Consider the following 21,629-nt stretch of genomic DNA (forward strand, 5'->3'; position numbering starts at 1 on the left):
CTATCTGCGGATAAAAGTCAAGGCGCTGTTTACTGAGTGTAACAGCGCTATGAAGCGGAAAATCGCCTTTTAACCTGTAATAAGAAATTTATATAATTGAGAATCCTCAATTACTTCTCTTCAAGGCGTCCCTTAGCGGCGCTGTCCTTCTTGACGTCGATACGTTCAAGGACTATCTCGCGTCCTGCGATACGGAAGCCTATCTCCTGATAGAAGCTTACGCGGACGTCCAGAGCAAGGAGATACGCACGTTTTCCAAGTCCGTTGAAGAACTTGGCGAGCCATTTGAGGAACTCCCTTGCGTAGCCCCGTCCACGGGCAGCCTTATTGGTAGCAACCTGTCCGATGAGGACGGTGCTGCCGATATCGAAAACTGCCGAAGCCGTTGTGGAATCACGGTAAGTGAAAACTCGGCTTATGCCGTGGCGGCAGCGGTGTGAAGTATCGGTGTACCACAGTGAGAAATCCGCGATATTCGGGAATCCCTCGCTGAGTATCTTGTATACATCGGGGAGGTTGGGATTGAACTCAACGTGCTCCTCGATAGCTTCAAGTGGCGTATCATCGGGGATAAGCTCGAATATAGTACGGTTCAGCACCTGATAGCGGTCAGGTATCTTTATGCCCTCCAGTATCTTCTGGTCGCCCTCGATACGGAACGGCACGTTCATGCTGACAAAGAGGTCTATCTCCTCATTTGGCTCTAAATCGCCGTCTCCGCAGATGATAAGGGTGGAGTTTATGATGAACATGAAGCCCACGCCTGTTTCGTCGGTTATCTTGTAGAAGCGGCAGAATTCATAATTGGGACCGTATGCCCGCATATACGCCAGCATTTTCTTGCCCGACAGAGTCTTATTGAGCAGTACGCGGTCAAGCTCGTGCTCGTGTTCGATAAGTGTTATCATATCTCATGTATCCTTCCGATGAGTGCTTTTACCAGCTTATAGGAGTTCTCCATGTCGGCGTATTCAATGACCGACGAGGGGGAGTGGAGGTATCTGCAAGGCAGGGAAACGGCTATAGTACGGACTCCCTTGCCGCTTATGTGGATAGCTCCCGCGTCATTGCCGCCTGCTATCATGGTCTTGGTCTGGCAGGGGAAGCCCTGCTCCTTTGCGATATCAAAGGCAAGACTGTAGAGCTCCTTGTCGTAGATAGTGTGTCTGTCCATGAATGAAACTACAGGACCGCCGCCCAGTGCGCAGACGCGCTTAGCTCCGCTTGCTCCGTCGATATCGGCAGCAGTTGTTGATTCGAGGACTACAGCATAGTCGGGAGCAACTGCAAATGCAGATGCAGTCGAGCCGCGGAGACCTATTTCCTCCTGAACGTTGAAAACAAAGTATGTGTCGTATTCAAGCTCCTCGTGGAGAAGCTCTATCATCATTGCACAGCCTGCGCGGTCGTCGATAGCCTTAGCCTTTATGCGGCGTTCACCCAGTTCAGTGAACTCGGAATCGAAGTAAGCGCAGTCTCCGAGAGATACATATTTCTCGGCTTCTTCCTTGTCGTCAGCTCCGATGTCTATGTAGAGACTGTCGGTCTTGGGAGCCTTTTCGCGCTGCTCCTTGCTGAGATTATGAACGGCTGTAGAGCCTACAACGCCGCTGATACGGCTTTTGCCAACGCGGACCTGTCTGCCGATGACAACTGAGGGATCAATGCCGCCAACATTGCCGAAGCTGAGAGTTCCGTCGCTGCGGATATATGTCACCATGAAGCCAACCTCGTCCATGTGGGCGCATATCATAAGCTTTTTTTCGGGAGTCTTTCTGCCCTTTTTAAAGCAGATGATACTTCCCAGATTGTCCACTCTGTACTCGCAGACGTCCTTTATCCTGCTGATTATAAGCTCGCGGACAGCGTTTTCATCGCCCGAAACACTGTCGGTGAGACACAGCTTCTTAAGCAGCTCTTTCATCACTTGTCCCCCCTTATGTATGCAGCCAAAAGCTTTGCGGTCTGCTCCACGTCTGTAAGGTCTATGACCTCAACGGGAGTGTGCATATTGCGGAGAGGTATGGAAACTGTGCAGGCTTTGGCGCCGCAGCGGTTCACGGAGAATCTGTCCGCATTTGTGCCTGTAAGTCCGCTCATTACCTCGATCTGATAGGGGATATCAGCAGATTTTGCAGTATTTATAAGTTCTTCGCTTATTTCTCTTGAAAGTGAGGGCGAAATGCCTATCATAGGACCTTTTCCCAGATAGCCGCACTTGCTTTCCTCCTCGCCAATGGCGTATGCGAAGCTTACGTCCACCGCAAGAGCAATATCAGGATTTATCTCAAAAGCGCCGATTTTTGCGCCGCGCTCGCCAACTTCCTCCTGAGTGGAGAAGAGGACTGTCACATTATACGCAAGGTCGCTGTCCTTGAGAAGCTCCAGTGCATAGAGGATAGAAGCAACTCCGCAGCGGTCGTCAAGAGCGCCGCCTGTGATACGGCTGCCGATCAGGTCACGGCAGGTCACGTCAAAGGTGACGGAGTCCCCGAGAGAGACCAGCTTTTCAAGCTCTTCCTTTGTAAGTCCCGTATCTATGGCAACGTCGTCCATTTCGAGGACTTCGCTGCTGCCGCTGGTAAGGTGAGGGGGTACAGAGCATATAACTCCCTTGATATCGCGGCTTCCGTGTACAACTACGGGCTGAGCGGGGAGCAGTCTGCGGTCAATGCCGCCGATGTTGCCTACTTTGATGAATCCGTCGTCTGTGATATAGGTCACAGCGAAGCCTATCTGGTCTATATGAGCGTCAAGGAGCAGAGAGGGGAGACCTTCCCTGTGAACGCCGAATTTGCCTGTAACATTGCCGTTTATTATTTCTGCGTCGGGACAGTATTCACGGAGCATTCCGAGAGCAAGCTGTGCAGCCTTGCTTTCGCTGCCCGAAGTGCTTGATATTTCAGAGAGAGAAACGACAGTTGATCTGATATCCATGTGGAATTTCCTTTCATAAAAGTATCAATATACATTATAACAGAGTTTTGGAGTTTTTTCAATAGTTTTTTAGCTCTGAGAGCTGAGAGTTTATGCTGAATTTCAGTTTGGTATATATGCAAAAAGAGCAGCCGCACCAGCGGCTGCCTTTTAACGGTGAAACTAATTCTTTTCCTTTATCCTCATAGCTCGCATTGCGTTGAGTATGGCTATTACCGAAACTCCCACGTCTGCGAAAACTGCCAGCCACATATTTGCTATGCCGAGAGCTCCCAGCAGGAGCACGATGAACTTTACTCCGAGAGCAAAAATGATATTCTGGTATACTATTTTCAGCGTTCCCTTGGAGATATCCATAGCGAGAGCTATTTTTTCGGGATCGTCGTCCATGAGAACGATGTCTGCGGCTTCTATTGCCGCGTCAGAGCCCAGAGAGCCCATTGCAATGCCCACATCTGCCCTTGAGAGCACAGGTGCGTCGTTTATGCCGTCGCCTACGAATACAAGGCTTCCCTTGGGGGACTTTTCTTCAAGGAGCTGTTCTACCTTTTCAACCTTGTCCGCAGGCAGGAGCTCGCTGTAAGCCTTGTCGAGACCGAGCTCCTTCATAGCCGCGTCTGCCGCCGATGAGGAATCTCCCGTAAGCATTACAGTCTGCTTTACGCCTCTTGCTTTCAGGCGTTTTATGGCGCTTTGTGCAGACTCCTTTACCTTGTCGGCTATAACGATGTGACCTGAGTACTGTCCGTTGTCGGAGATGTGCACCATAGTGCCTGCCTTGTCGCAGTGGACTATCTCTACGCCCATTTTGTCCATGAGCTTGGAGTTGCCTGCACATATCTCATGGTCGTCGATGACTGCCTTTATGCCGTGACCTGATATCTCCTCGTTGGAGCTTATCCTGTTTCTGTCGGTCTCCCTGCCGTATTTCGAGGATATTGAGTGAGCGATAGGGTGGTCGGAGTAGCTTTCCGCATATGCCGCAAGCTCAAGGAGTTTATCCTCGTCTATACCGTGGGGGTGTATCTCGTCTACCTCGAAAACTCCCTTTGTGAGAGTTCCCGTCTTGTCAAAGACTATTATCTCCGCATTTGCAAGGACTTCAAGGAAGTTGCCGCCCTTTATGAGTATGCCCTTTTTGCTTGCTCCGCCTATGCCGCCGAAGAAGCTGAGGGGAACGGATATCACCAGCGCACAGGGGCAGGAGATAACAAGGAAGATGAGCGCTCTGTGTATCCACATCGCCCAGTTGCCGCCTGTGACAAGGGGCGGGATAAGTGCAAGAAGAAGTGCGGATATTACTACGGCAGGAGTGTAATACTTGGCGAATTTTGTGATGAAATTCTCTGCTTTTGCCTTTTTTGAAGCCGAATTTTCAACGAGGTCAAGTATTTTTGCAACGGTGGAGTCCTCGTATTCCTTGGTGACTTCGACTTTAAGCACACCGCTCTGATTTATACAGCCGCTTATTACGCTGTCGCCGACTCTGACGGTGCGAGGAACGCTTTCGCCTGTAAGTGCGGAGGTATCCACTGAGGAAGTACCGTCGGTCACTATGCCGTCAAGAGGTATCCTCTCGCCTGGCTTTACGACGATGAGCTGTCCCTGCTCTATTTCCTCGGGATCAGCCTCGACTAATTTGCCGTCCACTTCGATATTGGCGTGGTCGGGACGTATATCCATGAGAGATGCGATGTTTTTTCGGGACTTTCCAACTGCAACGCTCTGGAAAAGCTCGCCTATCTGATAGAAAAGCATTACCGCAGTAGCTTCGGGGTATTCCTTTACCGCAAGAGCTCCGACAGTTGCCACAGCCATAAGGAAATTCTCGTCGAAGACCTGACCGTTTTTGATATTGCGTATGGCTTTCCACAGTACGTCCCAGCCTATGATACCGTAGGGAACAAGAAATGCCGCAAGCCTTAAAAGGCTTTTTTCTTCAAGGGGCAGCAATGCGGCGATTATCAGGAGAATACCTGCCGAGATTATCCTTATCAGTATGTTTTTCTGCTTTTTGCTCATAGCTTTTATTTCAGAACTATCTCGCAGTCGGGCTCTACCTTTTTGCAGAGCTTGACTACCTTTTTCATGAGCTCGTCAAAATCAGTGCCGTCGGGAGCCTTGATAGTCATTTTCTGCGTCATGAAGCTGACAACTGCGTCCTCTACCTCGGGGAGGTCCTTTATAGCGTTTTCCATTTTTGCTGCACAGTTAGCGCAGTCCAGATCGATAAGCTTGAATACCTTTTTCATAATAATTATCCTTTCGTTATATAAAATTTATTCCATTATATGTTCCATACCCATGCCGAGTATATGCCTTACGTGTTCATCTGCAAGGGAATAGAATATGGTCTTGCCGTCCCTGCGTGCTCTTACCAGCTTGTTGTTTTTGAGCACTCTCAGCTGATGTGAACAGGCTGTGGGGGTGAGGGTGAGAAACTGGGCAAGGTCGCTTACGCAGAGCTCCTCGGATTCAAGCAGGGCATACAGTATCCGTATCCTTGTGCTGTCGCCGAAGACCTTGAAAAGCTCCGCAAGGTCGTAAAGCTTTTCATCGGCAGGCATTTCCTCGCTCAGCTTTTTGGCTTTTTCATCTGTAATAGCATAATATTTCATATCCGTTTTTTCTGTCACATTTGCACTTCCTTTCTGATAATTCACTCCAAACGATTGAACACTTGAATATCTATTCATATATTAGCATATATTTTCCTGCTTGTCAAGGGGTATTTTATTTTTTTATGATATATTTGAAATTTAGAACTGAGAGTTAAGAATGTAGGGACTGGCGTCCTCGACAGCCCTTTAGGAGACGCCCTCTCTTGCAGGGCGTCTCCTCTAAAAAAACAGTCCGCTGGACTGTTTTTTTATTCACCTCTTGCGGAGCGCCTTCGATTCTTGGGCGCTGCCCAAACCTGCCAGAGGCTCTGCCTCTGGACACCGCCTAAGGAACACGTCCCTTAGGAATCCCGTTCAGGTTGTCATGAAGTAGTTTGGGTACCGATTTTTCTACTCACTAATCACTGACCACTAAGCACTAAAAACTCCGCAGCGCATATAATAAAATGTACCGCAATATTGCTGGCTGCGCAGTCTGAGCAGTCAGGGGTGATACTTTTGACGAAATGTATACTGGATATGCCGTCCTACACATACGCTGTCAAGGGACAGCGCCTGCTGAGACAGCGCGGTTATCCCTGTGCTATAAAACGGCGCAGCAAGGACAGCGAAAACGGCTGCGGCTATTCGCTGTACGTGGGAGACCGCTGCGGCAGGGCAGCAGAGATACTCGACAGCTATTCCGTGCCCTATACCATAAGAAGGGACGGTGCTGACGATGATGATAAACTTTGACAACGCCGCCACCACCTACCCAAAGCCGCTGAGCGTGAGAAAGGCGGCTGCCGACGCCATAATGAGCTTCGGCGGTAATGCAGGCAGAGGCGGACATCAGCTCGCCATGCGGACCTCCGAGGCATACTACAATGCCCGTGAAACAGCAGCGGAATTCTTCGGGGCAGAGCCCGAGAACACCGTTTTTACCCTAAACTGCACCTATGCGCTGAATATGGCTATACAGGGCGTTATGTCACAGGGCGGACATCTTATAATCAGCAGTATGGAGCATAACTCAGCGGCTCGTCCTGCCGTGGCTCTTGCGCTGAAAAAGCAGATAACTCTATCCGTAGCCGAGGTCTATCCCGACAAGGAGCAAACGATTGAGAGCTTCCGCAGGCTTATCCGAAGCGATACCAAGGCTGTGGTCTGTACTCTTGCAAGCAACGTCACGGGACAGCTCCTGCCGTACCGTGAGATAGGGGAGCTCTGCCGTCAGCGCGGAGTCTGCTTTATCGCGGACGGAGCGCAGGCTTGCGGCATTTACGATATAAAGCTGTCTGACGGCATAAATATACTCTGTACCGCTGGGCACAAGGGACTCTATGGCATAACAGGCACGGGACTTCTCATCACAGACGGGAAATACCCTATAGCTCCCATAATACAGGGCGGCACGGGCAGTGAGTCCCTCAGCCTTTTTCAGCCGACTATTCTTCCCGACAGCCTTGAAAGCGGAACTCCCAATATCATAGGAGCAGTCACGGCAGGCGAGGGGATACGCTTCATAAAGGGGCGCGGTATCGACAATATCCGTGCCCATGAGGAACGGCTCTGCCGCAGGTTCATCTCGGAGCTTAGCCCTGTAGAGGGTATCACGATCTATCGTGACGAGGGGGCGGAGTACGTACCCATAGTGTCCTTCAATGCCTATGGTATGGGCTCTGAAGAAGCCGCGGCGATACTTGGTGAAAAGGGCTTTTGTCTCCGTGCAGGCTACCACTGTGCGGCTCTTGCCCACGCCACACTGGGCACCAAAGGCGGAACTGTCCGCTTTGCTCCCTCGGTGTTCAATACCGAAGCAGAGGTGCTAAAACTTGTATATTATGTTAAGATATTGAAAAATTTACAAAATTCTTAAAAAACTATTGAAATTATCTGAATTTGTGGTACAATATTAATATGCAGTATTGTGCAGTCAGCTATGAGGACGCGAGTCCTCATACTTACATAGATAAACTATAAGATAAATATGTGTAATTAAACGCAAATCCCCGGGGGGGTGTATAGATGTCCATCTTTTTTCAAAATAAGTTCTTCAAGTCGTCGCCGCAGGAGATACTGGACGCTTTTCTCAGCGTTATCAGTACCTTCAAGTTTACCGACGTTATCGACGTAGTTATCCTTACATACGTTATTTACCTGCTTCTCAAGCTTATCCGCGAGACTCGCGCAGGACAGCTCGTAAAGGGTATCATGCTTCTCGTTGCAGGCTATTTCATAAGTATAGCCCTTGAGCTCAAGGTAGTCAGCTATCTGCTGGAAAAAACTCTCAGCATGGGCGTCCTTGCAATGATAGTCCTCTTCCAGCCTGAGCTGAGAAGAGCTCTCGAAAAAGCAGGACGAACCAAGTTCGGAATAAGGCTGTTCGGTCTCGGACAGGACAACGACGAGATGAAGCAGCGCTGGAATCCTGCTATCGAGGCTATCTGCGATTCATGCGTTGAGCTGTCGGCGACCTTCACGGGCGCTCTCATAGTAGTTGAGCGTCAGGTAAGACTTGGCGAACAGATAGAAACAGGCACTATCCTCAACGCCACACCCAGCAAAGAGGTGTTCGGCAATATATTCTATCCGAAAACACCGCTCCATGACGGAGCTGTCATCATGCGCGACGGTATTATCCTTGCGGCAGCCTGCTTCCTCCCGAAGCCTGCCAAGGACGCTCTCATCAACAAGAAGCTGGGCTCGCGCCACAGAGCCGCTATTGGTATGAGCGAGAATTCCGACGCTATTGTTATCGTTGTTTCGGAGGAAACAGGACAGATATCCGTAGCTCTCAACGGCAATCTTACCAGAGATTATACCCGTGACAAGCTGAAGGCTCTCCTCGAGGAGCAGCTTTTCAAGGATAAGACGGAAATATCTATCGGCAAAAAGAAGCTTTTTTCTTCGCGCTCCGAAAGGAGGAAGAAAAAATGAATGAAAACAGAAAACGCGGCATAAACGAGACCACAAACAACGCTACACTGCTGCTTATCGCTATAATTTGCGCTGTTGCGGCGTGGTTCATCGTAGCTATGACCATATATCCTTCGGAATCCAAGACTATCACCGATATCCCGTTGATAATGGATATTACAGGTACTTCTGCCGCAGAAAACGGCCTTTCCATTACCAACAGGAACGTTGAAAAGGTAACTGTAAGCTTTGATTGCAGCCGTACCAACTACAACCGTATAAACGCTGACGACATCAGAGCCTATGTGAATTTCGACAATATCACAACAGAGGGCAAAAAGACTCTCACTATTCAGGTGGATTCCGACAACGGCGTGGAGCTCACAAACCTCAAGGTCTATCCCGAGACTGTTGAAGTTGAGCTGTACAAATTTGAGATAAAGACCATAAACGTCAAGCCGAAGCTGACCAATGTTACCCTTGCAGAGGGTAAGGTATTCGGTGATATAAAGTGCCAGCCTGAGGAGATAACCATTACAGGTCCGTCCTCAAAGCTCGCTCAGATAGCCGAGTGCTATGCGGTATCCGAGAAAACTCTCACTGACCTTGATACAAGCTACAGCGGTCTTAACAGCGACAGGCTGGAGTTTATTGACGCTGAGGGCAATCCGCTTATTGATACCCAGTTCATCACCACCGATCCTGCTACTGTAAACATAAGTATGCAGGTACTGACTCAGAAGACATTGCCGTTCAAGGTAAATCTTAAGCTGCCGCAGAATTCAGACTTTGATAAGGACAGCCTCAAATTCGATATAACTCCTGCCGAGCTCACTATCGCTTCGGGTTCATCAGATGTTACTCTTACTGACGATCCTCTGGAGATACCGATCTCGCTGAGTGCTGTTGATATAGGCTTCTCAAAGGATTACAACATTGAGAATATGCTGTCGGCAAAGAATGTTATAAATGTATCGGGAATAGAGAATGTTAAGGTAACTCTCAAAGATGAGGGGCTCGCGTCCAAGGAGATAACTCTTGCGGGCGGAAATGTCAAACTTCTCCATGTTCCGAGCGACGGATATAATTATTCGATCGAGACTGCGAAGATAACGTTCAAGCTAATAGGACCTGCTGATGTGATAGACGATATCATAGCGGCTGACCTTGACGCTACCGTGAACTTCCTCGGTGAGGATACCTCAAAGAATCCTGACCTGTTTGAGTATTATGTTGATGTGTCATGCAGTACGCATAATAATGTATGGTGCTTCAATGCGCCAAAGGTCAATATCAGGAAAACTGCCAAGGAGGGCGCTGTAAAGCAGTCGTCTGCGTCGGGAAATACGTCCTCAAAGACAAATTAATGCGCATATCCGCTGTACGGAAGTACAGCGGATATTTTTTGTATGATAGCCTTAGTAAACAACTAAATCAACGTATATAGGGGAAAAACTTGCACAATGTCTTAGAGGCAGCAGCGGCTTACTGCAAAAATTTTATATAAAACTACGAAAAAACGACAAAATCTTGTATTTTTGTGCTTAACATCTTCCAATTTTATACAATATATGATATAATTATATTTATGATTTTATGGCTGTATTGTTCATAAATTATGCGAATAAATTACATAAACGCAGAAATACAGTCTATTATGCTTTCCGAGTCGGCTAAAAAAAGAGGAATGTGAGGCGCGGAAGGTAAATTTTGAAGGAGAAAAAAATGAGAGCAAAGAGAATTATTGCGTCTGTGCTGTCATTTGCCATGTGCGTCGGTGCTATGACCTCGGTCGGCGTCCATGCGGAGGGCAATTTGTCAGCAGGCGGCATTTCTGCTGGCATTATGCCAACGGTCACAGCCGATGATACAGGCGCGGCAGCCACTGCATCAAGCAACAAAGACACTGCAACAACTCCTGATGAAACTCCGTCTGCATCTGTTATAACCATAAAGCTTGGAGATGTCAACAACGACGGAAGTATCGACGCTTCGGACGCGTCAACTGTGCTCACTGCCTATGCAAATATCTCGTCAGGCAGACCTATCGGACTTACAGCGGCTCAGGTCGTTGCAGCCGATGTGGATAACAACGGAAGCGTCAATGCCGTTGACGCCTCAAGTATCCTGTCCTACTATGCCTACCGTTCGGTAAAGGGCAAGCGCTCGCTGGAGGAATACCTCAGCGCTCCCGATAAGGCTATGGAGGAGCTCAAGGCGCAGACGGACGGCACAACAACAACTACTACTGCAACTGCCACAACTACTGTTACTGCTGTAACATCAACAGCAAAAACAGCAGTCACAACCACTGTCACTGCACCAAAGCAGATACCGCTGACAAATCCCCCGACCTCATCGACTACTACAGCGGTAACTACCACAAAGCCTATCCCGATAACAAATCCTATAACGACTGTTTCAACTACTACAGCTCCAAAGCCGACAACTACCACTGTTAAGACTGCTGTAACTACCACTTCAACAACAGTTATTACGACCACAACAACGACCGCAGCTCCTACAACTACCACAACAGCTGCTCCTACAACGACCTCGACAGCAGCGCCAACAACAACGGCAACTGCTGCATCTACGACTTCAACTGCCACATCGTCAACAACTTCTGCGACAACTCTGCCTGTGTCAACTACAACGACTAAGGCTCCCGATCCTAACAAGGTGTCTGAGATAAAGCTGAGCAAGACGGAGATAAAGCTCACTGTGGGCGGCGACGGCGATATATCAATGGTCACTATGCTGCCGAGAACAGCTCCCGACAAAAGGGAGATATGGACAAGCTCCGATGAGAATGTTGCTACCGTAAACTTTGAGGGCTGGATAAGCCCTGTAGGCGAGGGAAACTGTACAATAAAGGTACAGAGCGTAAATAATCCGCTGGTTTACGGCGAAATAAATGTAACGGTAGTCGATCCCAACAAGGTCAGGGAGATAAAGCTCAGCAAGAGCGAGATATCCATACCTGTAGGCGGCAAGGACATCTCAATGGTAACTATGTACCCTGTCACTGCTCCGAATAAGGAGGAGATATGGGTAAGCTCCGACGAAAAGATCGCTACAGTTGACAGCGAGGGCCTGATAACGGGTGCAGCTGTTGGAAACTGTATCGTAACGGTATACAGCAGGTCAAATCCCGACGTTCATGCTTCAATAAAGGTAACTGTTACCGATCCGAAACAGGTATCAGAGATAAAGCTGAGCAAGTACGAAATGGATATTCTTGTGGGTACGCTTGATATATCCTATGTAACTATGCTCCCGAAGACAGCCGTTGATAAGACCGAGCTGTGGATAAGCTCCGACAACACCATTGCCAAGGTGGACAAGTGGGGAAATGTTTACGGAGTTTCCGCAGGCGTCTGCACCATAACGGTATACAGCCAGTCCAATACCAATGTAAAGGCTGATATAAAGGTAACTGTTCACAATAAGCCTGTTATTCTGACAACAACTACTACAACCACTACTACTACCACGACTACGACCACGACCACGACAACTACTACGACCACCTCAACATCAACAACATCTTCTACAACAACAAAGCCGCAGCCTGCTTCAAGCTCGACTACCTCTGTTCCTGAGCACCTTATTATGACGCGCAACGGCGCTACATATGTGGACGGTATCCTTATCGTAAACAAGACATACAGCGTTCCGAAGGACTTCAACGCAGGGGGCGGACTCAATGCGAATGCTCTTGCGATGTTCAATAAGCTCTCCGAAGATGCGGCTCTCCACGGACTGAAGATAATCTGTACATCGGGCTATCGTTCATACGCAAATCAGGAGCTCATCTACAACAACTACGTTGCTGCGGACGGTATCTTAAAGGCTGATACCTATTCCGCAAGACCAGGTCATTCCGAGCACCAGACAGGACTTGCTATCGACGTGAATTCAATAAGCTCAGAGTTTGCAGATACTCCAGAGTGCAAATGGCTTGAAAAGAACGCCCATAAGTACGGCTTCATTATCCGCTACCCAAAGGGCAAGGAGGCTTTAACGGGCTTCCAGTACGAGCCGTGGCATATCAGATACTTAGGCGTAGATACTGCCACCGCTGTTTACAACAGCGGTCTCTGCCTTGAGGAATACCTCGGAGTAACATCTTATTACAATTAACAGTTAAGCTGCCGAAGCGAATCTGCTTCGGCAGCTTTTTATATCAAAGCAGCCGTCAGCAGCTCCGTCATGTGTCGGGAAGCTGCTCACGGGAAAAAACTCCACCTCCTGACGACGCAGCGCATATTGCCGCTTACATTATATTATGCAGAAAAGGCAAAAAGGTACAAAGAAAAATCTTACAGTAATCATTGTCAGAATTGTGTAACCGCTCTGAAACTGTCCGTAAGCATTTCATAGCCGAACTGTATTCAAACCGAAATCGCTCTGTTATTGCAAATCGCGCCGCAGTGGGGTATAATATAGTCAAGGAAAAGGAAATAAACAAGAAAAAACCTTCATTGTTTCTCATTTTACTTCCGCGTCGACCTATACCTCCCGACGCGAAAAGCGGTGCCCGCACACCACCGCTTCATGAACACACCTTTCGGAAAGAAAGACCGCCGGCGCAATAGTGTTGGCGGTCCTCTTCTTTTTATAGTCAGCTTCGCTCACTGAGGTATATCCCTATCCTGTTGTTAAGGATATCTGCACATTCACTGCCTGTTTTCTCACCGTTGATAACAGCGGCACATTCCTCTGATATGATACTGTTTATCTCAAAGTTGAAATAGGGGGAGAATTTTGTTCTGAAAATGTAATCCCTTATCTGCTCAGCCTGCTCCTTTGTGATAGGAGTATCCTCCTGCCAGTCAGGGACGAATAATATTGAGTTTTCATTGTCGGCAGACAGTGACATATAATCGTCGTAGAAGCTCTTTATAACGGGAAGTCCTCTGTTTTCCTCATTCGCCTTGTGCTGATAATTTTTATCCTTGAGCATATAGGTGATGAATCTCCAAGCGCCTTCTTTATTGGGGGAATCCTTGCTTATGCCGTACAGCCATCTGCAATCGGATACAGAGCCGTTACCGTCCTCTGAGGGATATCCAACAAAGGTGACGGGTTCGCAGCCAAAGTCGTAGCATACGTTCCAAGCAACGCTCTGATTAAATGAGCCAATGTCTATTTCAGATATAAGAGCGCCGTTATTCTTTAATTCGTTCTGAAACTCATCGCTGGTATATGTAGTTGTATCGGTGCTGTATTTCATGTCAGCGTTTTCCCTGCCGAATCTGCCTGCAAAATCGAGAGCCTTTGCAAGCTCGGGAGTGTTGAAATTACAGGTATAACTATCGAAATCTACGCATTTTGAGGAGAGTTTGTTTGTAACAAAATCGCAGACTGCCTGTGCATTGCAGGGCTCGCAGTGCAGGAGCTTCATATTCTCTGGGAGTTTCTCATAAGTCTTCACCAGATCATCAATTGTCCAGTTTTCCTTGTTTTCTCCAACAAATTCTGTCTTTGCAACAGCTGTGTGCAGGTCAAAATTCGCAGCTATTGCAGGCAGCTTGCCGTTTGCCTCAAATCCGCTGAGGGCGTTTGGTATAAACTCATCTCGTGAAACTCCGCCGAAGCTGTCCATAAGCTCGTACATATCCGCAAAGACTTCCTTATGCACAAGCGGCTGCGTATATGAAGGGTTAAGAACGATTATATCGGGAGCAGTTCCCAATATAAGGTCCATTTGCAGCTGCCGCAGGGCGTTTGAGTGAAAATTGTCGTCCTCGCTGACGAGCTTTGAATAGTCGACGATTTTGAGTTGGTATGCTTTCTGACTGTTGTTGAACGAGATTATAGCAGGCACTACAAGCTTGTTTATCTCAGGCATACCGATAGTTATCTCATTGGTAGTCAGCATGTCCTGCTGAGTATCCCCGTCGGGCTCAGAGCTGCTGTCCTTGTTCTTACCGCAGGAAAAGGCAGCCATAAGGCTGAAAGCAAGTGTAAAAGCGATGATTCTTTTCATAAAAATACTCCTTTCGTATATAAAAGTCCAACTGCTTTTATAAGTAAGTGATTTCATAAGGCAAAAAAGACGAAAAAGCATACAGATTTGTAGAGTTCCACAAATTTGTATGCTTTATTTTGTGCAAAAAAATCGGCACGGATCGACCGTGCCGATATATTTTTATTTGGAAGCCTTTGTGTCAAGCTTTCCGAGAAGGAAGAGCTGTATCTGGAGAGCGTCCTCTGTGGTAACGCTGTTGTTTTTATTGACAACAGAAGCATTGCTGAGGCCCTGTGCTGTTATGTGGTTCTTGTCAGTACCGTTGAGACCGTACTTGTTGGGGTTAGCAAGGCTCTGCATTATGAGAACAACGTCTGCCATATCAACACCGCCGTCGTTGTTAGCGTCGCCCCATACAGCTGCATCAGTATGAGCATTGGGAAGTGTTGTTGTGGTAGTAGTTTTATTTCCCTCATTCGGAGCAGTTGTTACAGTGCTGCCAGCCTTGATCGTCACCTTGAAGGATATCTTTACATTGTAGCAGAGGTTATAGGAGTAGTAATAACCTGCATTGCTGTCTATATTTACAGTGTATTCGCCTGCGGGAAGCTTGATGAACTCCTTTTTGGGAACGCTCTTGCCGCTTCCGTCGGTGATAGTCACAGGCTCCTTATCACTGCTGACGGCGCGGATGCTCTTATCGGTGTATTCCATATTTGGGTGAGATGCGTCGATCTTTGAAACACCGTCGAATTTCAGACCTGAAAGATCAAGAGCCTCGCCCTGCCTGTAATTTGTCTTTGTAGGATATGAGATGACCTTGTTGAACTCATAGGTCTCATGTGTTGTAGGGATAGGAGCAGTGACCTTTACAGTAGTGGTAGCTGTAGTAGTTGTGGTAGTCGTTGTTGTTGTTGTCGGGAAAGGAGCAGATGTGCCGATGTAAACGCCGTTATCGTAGCATTCCTGACACACAGGGAAGCCGAGAGGTCCGTAGATAGCCTCTGATTCGGGTATCTCCTTGCCGCAGTGCTCGCACTTGACAGTCTTTACGGGAGCAGTAGTTGTAACTGTTGTGGTAGTTGCTGTAGGCTTTGTTGTAGTAGTTGTAGTTACAGGCTTTGTGGTAGTTGTGGTCGTCTTGTCAACAACTACGGGAGTACCGCCGCCTGCCTTGCCGCCGTCGAGATTGCTCTTAGCGCCTGATGAATAGAAGCCGTTCAGTGAAAGACCGTTCTTGCCGAGAGCAGTCTGGTGGTCGAGACCGATGTACTTGCCTGAGTCTGTCTGCCAGAGAGACTTCTCGAAGAGGTTGTACTTATTGTCGTCCCAGTTCATAAAGGTAGGATCAAGAAGTCCGCCTGTATCGCCTGAGTTGGGGTTGATGCACCAGAAGGTGTGGTTGATGTGGTTGTCTATCATGTAGTCACGGAGGAGCTCCATCCATTTCTGGTTAGCGCCCTTGTCCATGTGACCGCCCCACTCGCCGATAAGCAGGGGAGCGATGTCCTCCTTGTTGATGTAAGCCCATGTATCGTACCAGTAGTCGTCAAGGAGAGTCTGTGTTGTGAAGTCCTTGTCGAACCATGTCTGAGCATATACTGACGGGCCGTAGTCGTGAGGAGAGTAAACTATCTGGCTTGTTCCGCTTTCGGGAACTACAGGATATTCCTTAACGCCGCGGAGGTTTCCGCCCCACCATGCGCCGTGCCATTTCTTGTCCTCTTCTGTCTTGGGCTCCCATACGTCGGCTGTATCGAAGGTGTAGCCCTTTTCGGTCATAGGATACTGTTCGATACCCTCGATGAAGATAAGAGCGTGAGGATTTACCGCAAGGATAGAATCAGCGCACTTTTTAGCTGCATAAGCCCAGTTGTTCTCGTCCTTTGAGCCGTCCCACTTTGCGATATCGTCGGGGCATTTGTCGCCCTTGTAGCCTCGCTTGCCGTGAGGCTCGTTCTTGAGGTCATAGCCGATGAGAGTATCATCGCTTGAGTACTTCTTGGCAAGCCATGTAAGAGAATCTATCCAAACGTCTGTTGAAACGCCTGCCTTGCCATACCAGAGCTCGTAGTTATGACCTGAGTTGTTGGCGTCGGGGCTGTGGATATCAATAAATACCTTGATACCGTACTTCTTGCACTTCTGCATGATGATATCGAAGATCTCCATTGAGTTCTTGATAGTCTTGCCGTCGGACTCAACGAAGTCCTTGTTGATATTTGTGTAATAGCCTGCAGGAGTGACCTTTCCGTCCTCGCCGACCTCGTCAACGGGAGGAGTATAGGAAGCCTGCACCGAGCTTACGGGATTTGGCTTGCCGCCCATCCACGATACGAGAAGCTCTGAGGATATAGGCAGACGGAGAGTATTGATACCGTGGTCTGCGATACTCTGGAGCATATCGTCAACATCTCTTGCGTAGAGACCGTGAGCGCAGTTCTCGGAGCAGTTGAAGCCGAACCAGTTTGCACCTGTGATCCAGACCTCGTTGCCGTTCATGTCGTAAAGGCGGCTGCCCTTTGCATGGAGCCAGTCGTCGTTGTTGTCGTCAGCTGCAAGCGCCTTTCCAAGTGTATCGGGAGTCTGCATTGACGGATAGTAAGCAGCGCCTGAGACAGTCAGAGCTGCTGCGGCAGCAACAGCTGCCACTGAGCGTAGAATTTTGTTCATTTTTATTTCCCTCTCATAAAGTTATTTTTGCTGCGCAGCACCCTGAAGCTGCGCAGACAAATGCGTGTTTGAGCTTACTCTACAGGGAGCTTGGTGTATTTACCGAGCAGATAGAGCTGGATAGCTAAAGCGTCGTCTGTAGTAACGCCGTTGTTGCCGACAACGTCTGCGTTCTTCTGACCTTCCTCGGTCATATGCTTTTCGTCGCTGCCGCTGATACCGTATTTGTTCGGATTAGCAAGAGACTGCATTATGAGAACAACGTCTGACATATCAATTGTACCGTCGCAGTTAGAATCCCCGAAAGTGCGATTACTGACCTCGGGAGTTGTTGTTGTGCTTGAAGTCGATGTTGTTGAGTCTGATGTAGTAGTTGTAGTAACTACAGGCTTTGTTGTAGAAGTTGTAGTCTTTGAAGGATCAGCATTTACTGCCTTGCCGTCGGAGGTCTTTCCGCCGTCAAGGTTGCTTCCCTCGGACTTAGCGTAGTTTGTGTAGAAGTCGTTCAGTGAGATACCGTTCTTGCCGAGAGCTACCTGATGGTCGAGACCGATGTACTTACCGCTCTTGGTCTGCCAGAGAGCTTCCTCAAAGAGCTTGTACTTAGGCTCGTTCCACTTGATGGTAGTGCCTTTTCCAGCCTGGAATCCAAGGTCGTCCCAGAGTCCGCCTGTATCGCCCGAGTTGGTGTTGAGACACCAGAAGGTGTGGTTGATGTGGTGCTTTATCATGTAATCGCGGAGGAGAGTCATCCATTTCTGGTTCTCAGCGCCGTCCATATGGCCGCCCCACTCTCCGATGAGCTCAGGGCCGATGTCCTCTGCGTTTATGTATGCCCATGTGTCGTACCAGTAGTCCTTAAGGAGAGTCTCTTCTGTGAAGTTCTTGTCGAACCATGTCTGAGCGTAAACCGACGGACCGTAGTCATGGGGAGAATAAACTATCTGTGAAGTACCCTGCTTAGGCTTGATGGGGTATTTTCTTGCACCGCGGAAGTTACCGCCCCACCATGCACCGATGTAAGGGGAGTTGTCACGTCTGTCGGGCATACCCCAGTAGTCGCCCTCCATAGCTCCGCTCATTGACTGCTCAACGCCTTCAACGAGGATAAGAGCGTGTGGGTTTACATCAAGGATAGCCTCAGCACAGCGTGTAGCGGCATATGCCCAGTTGTTCTCGTCCTTTGAGCCGTCCCACTTGGCTGCTTCCTTGCCTTCCTGTCCCTTGCCGTGAGGCTCGTTCTTGAGGTCGTAGCCGATAAGAGTATCATCGTCCTTGTACTTGTCGGCAAGCCATACCAGTGAGTCTATCCACACATCTGTGGTAACTCCTGCCTTGCCGTACCAGAGGTTGTAGTTATGTCCGGAGTTGTCTGTGTGGGGGCTGTGGATATCGATGAATGCCTTGATACCGTGCTCCTTGCACTTTTTCATCATTATGTCGAATACCTGCATACTGTCAACAGGTGTCTTGCCGTCTTCAGCACAGAAATCAGCATTGATAGTAAATGCCGGGTCTGTGTTGCATGAGAAGCTGTTTACCGGATTGGGCTTGCCCTTCATCCATGAGACGATGAGCTCTGTGGAGATAGGGAAGCGGATAATGTTGATACCGCGGTCTGCTATCTCTGTGAGACAGTCGTCAGCGTCGGCGCTCCAGAGGTAGTGTGGGCAGGCTTCGTTGCAGTTGAAGCCGAACCAGTTAGCGCCTGTGAGCCATACCTCATTGCCGTTCATGTCGTAAAGGCGGCTGCCCTCTGCGTGGAGCCAGTCGTCGTTGTTTGTGTCAACAGCCTGTGCTGTCATGTCGTTTGTCTGACCAAAGGAAGGTGCTGCTCCCGTAATGGTCATTGCCGCAGCGCAAACAAGCGCAGCAGCTGTGCGTGTGAGTTTTTTCATGTTATATTACCCCTCTCGATATTTTCTCCGCAGATGTGATTTATAGTTTTTTCTGCGGAGCATAGTATACAATTATCCAGTATACTATAATCATATTTATTGTAGCATTTACACCTAAAAAAGTCAATAGGAAATGCGCACTTTACAGCTGTTTATGCATAAAATGAAATGTGTTGTTTATTAAAGTTAAATATAAAAAATATTTTAAGCCTACTTGACAAGTCTATAATGCAATGCTATAATTAAAAAAATTCAAACCGACGACGCGGAGATAAAGTTGATTATGCTTGTACAGAGAGCCTCTGGTGCTGAGAATGGGGCGAAAAACAGGTCAGCAAATGGACCGCTGAGGGTGCAGTCAAATGATCGCGGAGATGACATTCTATTGGCGGCGGTCAGAGTATTCTGCAACGTTAAGATGTGCGTTAATCATCAGGGATATGATAGTATCCTGTTAAGTGCACAGCTATGCTGTGAATCAAGGTGGTACCGCGGATAAGTATATTCGTCCTTGACAGACTAATCTGGTCTGTCAAGGACTTTTTTGTTGCCCGACAGACCGACGGAGGTGCTTTTTTATGAATTTTATGCCCGATCTTGAAACAATCGGCAGGATAGCCGAAAGCGGAAAATACGACATTGTCCCCGTAAGCTGTGAGATACTGTCGGATATCTGCACTCCTATCGAAGCTATCATGAAGCTCAAAAACGTTTCCACTCACTGCTATATGCTTGAGTCGGTAGCAGAAAAGGAAAAGTGGGGAAGATACACCTTCCTCGGCTATGATCCGAAAATGCAGATAACAGCTGTGGGAAGCGAAATGACTATCGGCGATGTCAAGATAACCACTGACGATCCCTCGATACAGATAAGACAGATACTTGCTAAGTACAGAAGTCCAAAGTTCGATTATCTCCCGACATTTACGGGAGGTCTCGCAGGCTACTTCTCCTATGATTTCCTCGCTTATACCGAGAAGTCGCTCCGTATCGGCGTGAACGACACCGAGAGCTTCAAGGACGTAGACCTGATGCTTTTCGATAAGGTCATCGCATTTGATAACTTCCGCCAGAAGCTCATACTCATTGCGAATATGAGACTTGAAGAGGGCGAGGCAGGCTACAACAAGGCTAAAATGGAGCTCATGCAGATGGCGGAGCTTCTCAGGAACGGCGCTCCCGTAAAGGAGCAGGCAGGCAAGCTCACTACCGATGTTACAGCACTTTTCAGCAAGGAAGAGTACTGTGAGATGGTCGAAAAGGCAAAGGGACATATCCACGAGGGCGATATCTTCCAGATAGTCCTCTCGAACCGCCTCAGCGCAGGCTTTGAGGGAAGTCTCCTCAATACCTACAGAGTTCTCAGAACTATCAACCCGTCGCCTTATATGTTCTATTTCTCGGGCACGGACGTTGAGATAGCAGGAGCTTCTCCCGAGACTCTTGTAAAGCTTGAAAACGGCGTTCTCCATACGTTCCCCCTTGCAGGCACCCGTCCGAGAGGAAAGACGGAGAAGGAGGACAAGGAGCTGGAGGAGGGACTTCTCCGTGACGAAAAGGAGCTTGCAGAGCACAATATGCTGGTAGACCTGGGCAGAAACGACCTCGGCAAGATAAGCAAGTTCGGCAGTGTTGAAGTTGAAAAGCTCCACAGTATCGAGCGTTACTCCCACGTTATGCACATCGGTTCGACGGTGCGCGGCGAGATACGTGAGGAGTTCGACGGACTTGACGCAGTAAGCGCTGTGCTCCCTGCGGGTACTCTTTCGGGAGCTCCGAAAATAAGAGCCTGCCAGCTCATCGCAGAGCTCGAAAACAACAAGCGCGGCATCTACGGCGGCGCTATCGGATACATTGACTTCACTGGAAACCTCGATACCTGTATCGCTATCCGCATTGCCTACAAGAAGAACGGCAAGGTCTTCGTAAGAAGCGGCGCAGGAATCGTTGCAGATTCAGTTCCCGAAAAGGAATATCAGGAGTGCATAAACAAGGCGGCTGCTGTTGTGAATGCGCTTAAAATGGCAGAGGAGGGAGACTTATGATTCTTCTCATAGATAATTACGACAGCTTTTCGTACAATCTTTATCAGATGATAGGCGCTATAGAGCCCGATATCAAGGTCATACGCAATGACGAGATGACAGTTTCCGAGATAGAGAAGCTCGCTCCCGACAGGATAATCCTTTCTCCCGGTCCGGGACGTCCCGAGGACGCAGGAATAATAATCGAAGCGGCTAAGACAGTGTGTCAGAAAATACCTACCCTCGGCGTTTGTCTCGGTCATCAGGCAATATGTGCGGCTTACGGTGCTGAGGTCACCTACGCAAAGGAGCTCATGCACGGCAAGCAGTCTGTTATCAGCTTCATGAACGACAGTCCGCTGTTCAGGGGCATAGACGAGGGAGCTCCCGTAGCGAGATATCACTCCCTTGCGGCAAAAGCCGATACCATTCCCGACTGCTTCAAGGTAACTGCTGTTGCCGACGACGGCGAGATAATGGCAGTCCAGCATAAGGATTACCCCATATTCGGCGTGCAGTTCCACCCCGAGTCAATAATGACTCCCGACGGACATATCATGCTGAGAAACTTTATCGAGCTTAGTAAGTAGTGAGTAGTGTA

15 protein-coding genes and 1 pseudogene are annotated in these 21,629 nt (G+C 48.5%); 7 read left to right on the top strand and 9 right to left on the bottom strand.

From position 1 onward, the window contains the following. Positions 1–110 precede the first annotated feature (110 nt). The 6 genes from BT105_RS12505 to BT105_RS12530 form a co-directional block, all read right to left on the bottom strand. Complete coding sequence (locus BT105_RS12505; protein ID WP_028514641.1) at positions 111–908, bottom strand: GNAT family N-acetyltransferase; 798 nt, start codon at positions 906–908, stop codon at positions 111–113. Continuing rightward, complete coding sequence (locus tag BT105_RS12510; protein WP_072301048.1) at positions 905–1,924, bottom strand: M42 family metallopeptidase; 1,020 nt, start codon at positions 1,922–1,924, stop codon at positions 905–907. Before BT105_RS12510 ends, BT105_RS12505 begins: the two co-directional genes overlap by 4 nt. Continuing rightward, on the bottom strand, positions 1,924–2,937 hold the full coding sequence (locus BT105_RS12515) for a M42 family metallopeptidase (RefSeq protein WP_072301049.1): 1,014 nt from the start codon (positions 2,935–2,937) through the stop codon (positions 1,924–1,926). The genes BT105_RS12510 and BT105_RS12515 overlap by 1 nt, the downstream gene beginning before the upstream one ends. Before the next feature lie 162 nt (positions 2,938–3,099). After that, positions 3,100–4,959 (bottom strand): heavy metal translocating P-type ATPase, encoded by a 1,860-nt coding sequence (locus tag BT105_RS12520; protein WP_072301050.1) that lies wholly within the window; start codon positions 4,957–4,959, stop codon positions 3,100–3,102. Positions 4,960–4,964: 5 nt separating this feature from the next. After that, positions 4,965–5,189, bottom strand: a complete 225-nt coding sequence (locus BT105_RS12525) for a cation transporter (protein ID WP_072301051.1) — start codon at positions 5,187–5,189, stop codon at positions 4,965–4,967. Between the two features lie 27 nt (positions 5,190–5,216). Beyond that, positions 5,217–5,555 (bottom strand): ArsR/SmtB family transcription factor, encoded by a 339-nt coding sequence (locus BT105_RS12530; RefSeq protein WP_072301079.1) that lies wholly within the window; start codon positions 5,553–5,555, stop codon positions 5,217–5,219. A gap of 501 nt (positions 5,556–6,056) precedes the next feature. On the opposite strand from BT105_RS12530, the gene BT105_RS12535 reads away from it, so the two are divergent. The 5 genes from BT105_RS12535 (at position 6,057) to BT105_RS15110 (ending at position 12,602) form a co-directional block, all read left to right on the top strand. Further along, positions 6,057–6,293, top strand: coding sequence for a putative Se/S carrier-like protein (locus BT105_RS12535; RefSeq protein WP_072301052.1), 237 nt, complete (start codon positions 6,057–6,059; stop codon positions 6,291–6,293). Further along, entirely contained in the window at positions 6,277–7,416 is a 1,140-nt protein-coding gene (locus BT105_RS12540; RefSeq protein WP_347497039.1) for an aminotransferase class V-fold PLP-dependent enzyme, read from the top strand. Before BT105_RS12535 ends, BT105_RS12540 begins: the two co-directional genes overlap by 17 nt. A 149-nt stretch (positions 7,417–7,565) precedes the next feature. Continuing rightward, positions 7,566–8,477, top strand: coding sequence for a diadenylate cyclase CdaA (cdaA, locus tag BT105_RS12545; RefSeq protein WP_072301054.1), 912 nt, complete (start codon positions 7,566–7,568; stop codon positions 8,475–8,477). Next, complete coding sequence (locus tag BT105_RS12550; RefSeq protein WP_072301055.1) at positions 8,474–9,823, top strand: CdaR family protein; 1,350 nt, start codon at positions 8,474–8,476, stop codon at positions 9,821–9,823. The genes cdaA and BT105_RS12550 overlap by 4 nt, the downstream gene beginning before the upstream one ends. 358 nt (positions 9,824–10,181) lie before the next feature. Continuing rightward, the gene (locus tag BT105_RS15110; RefSeq protein ID WP_072301056.1) at positions 10,182–12,602 is read left to right on the top strand and encodes a D-alanyl-D-alanine carboxypeptidase family protein; all 2,421 of its coding nucleotides are present in this window, start codon (positions 10,182–10,184) and stop codon (positions 12,600–12,602) included. 481 nt (positions 12,603–13,083) lie between these two features. Here the strand turns inward: BT105_RS15110 and BT105_RS12560 are convergent, their stop codons facing one another. The 3 genes and pseudogenes from BT105_RS12560 to BT105_RS12570 all read right to left on the bottom strand — a co-directional run bounded on the left by BT105_RS12560 (position 13,084) and on the right by BT105_RS12570 (position 19,004). Further along, complete coding sequence (locus BT105_RS12560; RefSeq protein ID WP_072301057.1) at positions 13,084–14,451, bottom strand: ABC transporter substrate-binding protein; 1,368 nt, start codon at positions 14,449–14,451, stop codon at positions 13,084–13,086. A gap of 1,056 nt (positions 14,452–15,507) precedes the next feature. Then, positions 15,508–17,025 (bottom strand): annotated as a pseudogene (locus BT105_RS15330) (glycoside hydrolase family 5 protein); the annotation flags it as partial. 155 nt (positions 17,026–17,180) lie between these two features. Then, a complete protein-coding gene (locus BT105_RS12570; RefSeq protein WP_072301059.1) occupies positions 17,181–19,004 on the bottom strand; it encodes a cellulase family glycosylhydrolase in 1,824 nt (607 codons plus the stop codon). A gap of 578 nt (positions 19,005–19,582) precedes the next feature. On the opposite strand from BT105_RS12570, the gene trpE reads away from it, so the two are divergent. Beyond that, on the top strand, positions 19,583–21,049 hold the full coding sequence (gene trpE / locus BT105_RS12575; protein ID WP_072301060.1) for an anthranilate synthase component I: 1,467 nt from the start codon (positions 19,583–19,585) through the stop codon (positions 21,047–21,049). After that, complete coding sequence (locus tag BT105_RS12580; RefSeq protein ID WP_072301061.1) at positions 21,046–21,618, top strand: anthranilate synthase component II; 573 nt, start codon at positions 21,046–21,048, stop codon at positions 21,616–21,618. Before trpE ends, BT105_RS12580 begins: the two co-directional genes overlap by 4 nt. The last annotated feature ends 11 nt before the right edge of the window (positions 21,619–21,629 follow it).

The organism is Ruminococcus flavefaciens, assembly GCF_900119075.1.
Lineage (GTDB): Bacteria > Bacillota > Clostridia > Oscillospirales > Ruminococcaceae > Ruminococcus > Ruminococcus flavefaciens_Q.

What these genes read in the sequence shown, in the direction of transcription:
- BT105_RS12540 (WP_347497039.1), top strand. Translation starts at nt 6,277, where the DNA reads ATGATGATAAACTTTGACAACGCCGCCACCACCTACCCAAAGCCGCTG.
- BT105_RS12580 (WP_072301061.1), top strand. Translation starts at nt 21,046, where the DNA reads ATGATTCTTCTCATAGATAATTACGACAGCTTTTCGTACAATCTTTAT.
- BT105_RS12570 (WP_072301059.1), bottom strand. Translation starts at nt 19,004, where the DNA reads ATGAAAAAACTCACACGCACAGCTGCTGCGCTTGTTTGCGCTGCGGCA.
- BT105_RS12530 (WP_072301079.1), bottom strand. Translation starts at nt 5,555, where the DNA reads ATGAAATATTATGCTATTACAGATGAAAAAGCCAAAAAGCTGAGCGAG.
- BT105_RS12505 (WP_028514641.1), bottom strand. Translation starts at nt 908, where the DNA reads ATGATAACACTTATCGAACACGAGCACGAGCTTGACCGCGTACTGCTC.
- cdaA (WP_072301054.1), top strand. Translation starts at nt 7,566, where the DNA reads ATGTCCATCTTTTTTCAAAATAAGTTCTTCAAGTCGTCGCCGCAGGAG.
- BT105_RS12510 (WP_072301048.1), bottom strand. Translation starts at nt 1,924, where the DNA reads ATGAAAGAGCTGCTTAAGAAGCTGTGTCTCACCGACAGTGTTTCGGGC.
- BT105_RS15110 (WP_072301056.1), top strand. Translation starts at nt 10,182, where the DNA reads ATGAGAGCAAAGAGAATTATTGCGTCTGTGCTGTCATTTGCCATGTGC.
- BT105_RS12520 (WP_072301050.1), bottom strand. Translation starts at nt 4,959, where the DNA reads ATGAGCAAAAAGCAGAAAAACATACTGATAAGGATAATCTCGGCAGGT.
- BT105_RS12560 (WP_072301057.1), bottom strand. Translation starts at nt 14,451, where the DNA reads ATGAAAAGAATCATCGCTTTTACACTTGCTTTCAGCCTTATGGCTGCC.
- BT105_RS12525 (WP_072301051.1), bottom strand. Translation starts at nt 5,189, where the DNA reads ATGAAAAAGGTATTCAAGCTTATCGATCTGGACTGCGCTAACTGTGCA.
- BT105_RS12515 (WP_072301049.1), bottom strand. Translation starts at nt 2,937, where the DNA reads ATGGATATCAGATCAACTGTCGTTTCTCTCTCTGAAATATCAAGCACT.
- trpE (WP_072301060.1), top strand. Translation starts at nt 19,583, where the DNA reads ATGAATTTTATGCCCGATCTTGAAACAATCGGCAGGATAGCCGAAAGC.
- BT105_RS12550 (WP_072301055.1), top strand. Translation starts at nt 8,474, where the DNA reads ATGAATGAAAACAGAAAACGCGGCATAAACGAGACCACAAACAACGCT.